Genomic DNA, 2,754 nt, shown 5'->3' with positions numbered 1-2,754 from the left:
CCGGCACAGCCGCCCCGTCCGGCACGGCTCCCGGTGGCTCGTCGCGGATGCCGGGGATGGCCACCGACGCCGAACTGGCCCAGCTGTCCACGGCGCGGGGCCGGGAGCTGGACGTCCTCTTCCTCACGCTCATGATCCGCCATCACCGGGGTGGGATCACGATGGCTCAGCACGCGGCGGCCCACGCGCGGGAGACGGACGTCCGGGCGCTGGCCCGGGTGATGGTCATCAACCAGGCCGTCGAGATCGACCAGATGCAGGCCGACCTGCGCGCGCTCGGCTCTCCCCCGGCCTGACCTCGCCCGCCGGACGACCGGGCCGGCGCCACCCGGCCGTCCGGCGGAGTCCCCTGGTGGAGCCCTCCGGTGGTGCCGGCCCGCGGGAGGGCACATCGCGGTGACGGTGGTGGGCAGCTGCCAACGGGATTCGGGGCCGGGCCGACAGGTCCGTGTCGCCAGGCTGACAGCATGCCGAGCCGAATCATATTCATGATTTTTTATGTTGCTCGTGCAACATCCGACCCATGCGACCGGTAGCGCACGTGGACGCCTCGTGCCAGACGTCACAAACCGGCCACAATCCACCACAGGGCTATCAGCAGCCACGGAGCACAAGCACGGACTACAAGCCGGCCACGCAACCACCGAGGAGTGATCAATGATAGCCGATGCGTCCCGTCCGGCCGACTCATCGCAACCGCCGAGCCGGCCGGGCCCACCGGAGCAGGCAGGACCGCCGAGTCCACCGAGTCCATGGGGCCCGTCAGGCCCGTCAGGCCCGACGAAAAAGAAACGGCCACGCTGGGTGAAGGGTCTGGTGATCGGCGTGGTGGCCCTGGCCGCCCTCGTGGCCGGCGGGCCGTTCGTCTACATCAACTTCATCGAGGGTGATCCGCCGGCCAAGTTGTCGCTGGACAGCGCGCCGGCGCCCGGCGGCACCGCGACCGGCCCGGCCGCCGGCGCCACGGCCGCCTACACCACCGCCGACGGGACGTGGACGGTGGCCGCCGGCTCGCAGGCCGGATACCGCGTCAAGGAGGTCCTGTTCGGGCAGGACACCACCGCGGTCGGCCGGACCTCGTCCGTCACCGGGAAGCTGGTCGTCAGCGGCACCTCCGTGCCGTCCGCCGACTTCAGCGTGGACGTGGCCACCATCACCAGCGACCAGTCGCCGCGCGACAGCCAGTTCCGCGGCCGGATCATGGAAACGTCCCGGTTCCCCACGGCCGGCTTCAGGCTGACCCAGCCGATCGACCTCGGATCGGTGCCCGCCGAGGGCGAGCGGAAGACCTACCAGGCAACAGGCGAGCTGACCGTGCACGGCGTCACCAGGACCGTCACCGTCCCGCTGGACACCCAGCTCACCGGCGGGCAGATCCGGGTCAGCGGGCAGATCCCCGTCACTTTCAGTGACTACGGCGTCGAGCCGCCGAACGCCGGCGGGATCCGGGTCGAGAACAACGGGATCATCGAGGTGCTGCTCGACTTCGCCAGGTCCTGAGCCCTCGTCAGGTCCCTGAGCCTTCGGCGGGCCCTGAGGACTTCGGCAGGCTCTGAGGTGAGGCCTTCGGCGGGCCCTGAGGCCTTCGGTGGATCTCCGGGCCCCGCCGGGCTCCCGGCGTCGGCAGGTTCCAGGATCGGCCCGCTCTGCGGCTCCCGGAGCGCCAGTCATACGACCATGCGTGACCGCATGGTCGACGGCCAACGGAAAAGATCGCTGTGGGTTTGTCGTTCGGTACACTCACCGGGCCCGCCCGGATCGAAAAGCGAACCGAGCGGCAGACTCCCCCAGCTCACGCCCTGCGCGGACGACCGCGGGCAGCGCTTCCCCGCGGCCAGGCCGCGCCCCCGCGACCCCCGGCCAGGAACCGGAACACCCGGCCCCGGAACACCCGCGGTCAGGATGCCGTGGCCGGCGGGCCGCCGCCCGCCCGGGAGAACGGCCGCAGCCGCGTGACCAGGCCGCGGACCTCGGCCGCCGCGGCGGCGATGGTCTCCTCGGGGACGCTCGGGGAGGTGCCCTCCAGCAGGACCTCGAGCGCGGACAGCCGTTCGGCGATCTCGGTCATCAGGTCGAAGTCGCGGACCCTCGCCCGGGCGAGCTCGGCGACCCGCTCATTCTTCTCGAACAGCTCGACGAATACCGTGACCTTTGCGCGCAGCAGCCACGGGTCGAACGGTTTGGCGATGTAGTCGACCGCGCCGACGGCATACCCGCGGAACGCGTGATGGGGCTCCCGGTCGATCGCGGTGAGAAAGATGATCGGGGTGTCCCGCGTCCGGCCGCGCTGTTTGATGCGGTGCGCGGTTTCGAAACCGTCCATGCCCGGCATCTGCACATCCAGGAGGATCACGGCGAAATCGTCCACCAGGAGGCGTTTGAGGGCGTCCTCCCCGGACGACGCGGTGACCAGGTCCTGGTCGAGGGAGGCCAGGATCGCCTCGAGAGCCATCAGGTTGTCGGGCCGGTCGTCCACCAGAAGGATCTTGCTGCGCGGACGCTCCGTACCGTGCGCGTCCTCGGCGTCCACAGCGCCCACAGCGTCCCCAGCGCCCACGAGGCCGCCCTTGCGCTCGGTCACCTGCCCGCCTCCTCGCCCACGGCGCATTGCCAGCATTGGGGACATGCGCCAAAACCCAACCGTACAAGCCCTCTCAAGCGGCCAGGCATCCGCGACCACACGCCTTCCGCAATACTCACGTTCCGTTCCCAGGAAGTATCCCTGACAAAACATCCGATCCAGGCGCCCGGCCC

At 70.4% G+C, this 2,754-nt stretch carries 3 protein-coding genes; 2 read left to right on the top strand and 1 reads right to left on the bottom strand.

What is annotated here, in order from left to right; translation table 11 throughout:
• Window positions 1-296, top strand: a 296-nt coding sequence (locus NBW84_RS12135) for a DUF305 domain-containing protein (RefSeq protein WP_250284608.1), incomplete at its 5' end; no start/stop codon positions are given.
• A 508-nt stretch (window positions 297-804) separates the two neighbouring features.
• Window positions 805-1,500 carry a YceI family protein gene (locus NBW84_RS12130; protein ID WP_250284606.1) on the top strand — a complete coding sequence of 232 codons (696 nt, stop codon included), beginning with the start codon at window positions 805-807 and terminating at the stop codon, window positions 1,498-1,500.
• Window positions 1,501-1,897: 397 nt separating this feature from the next.
• On the opposite strand, the gene NBW84_RS12125 is transcribed toward NBW84_RS12130, so the two are convergent.
• Window positions 1,898-2,581: a response regulator gene (locus tag NBW84_RS12125; protein ID WP_250284604.1), complete on the bottom strand. Its 684-nt coding sequence runs from the start codon at window positions 2,579-2,581 to the stop codon at window positions 1,898-1,900.
• Between the last annotated feature and the right edge of the window lie 173 nt (window positions 2,582-2,754).

It is taken from the genome of Protofrankia sp. CiP1_Cm_nod2 (assembly GCF_920664355.1).
Taxonomy (GTDB): domain Bacteria; phylum Actinomycetota; class Actinomycetes; order Frankiales; family Frankiaceae; genus Protofrankia.
This window is presented reverse-complemented; position numbering and strand designations above follow the sequence as displayed.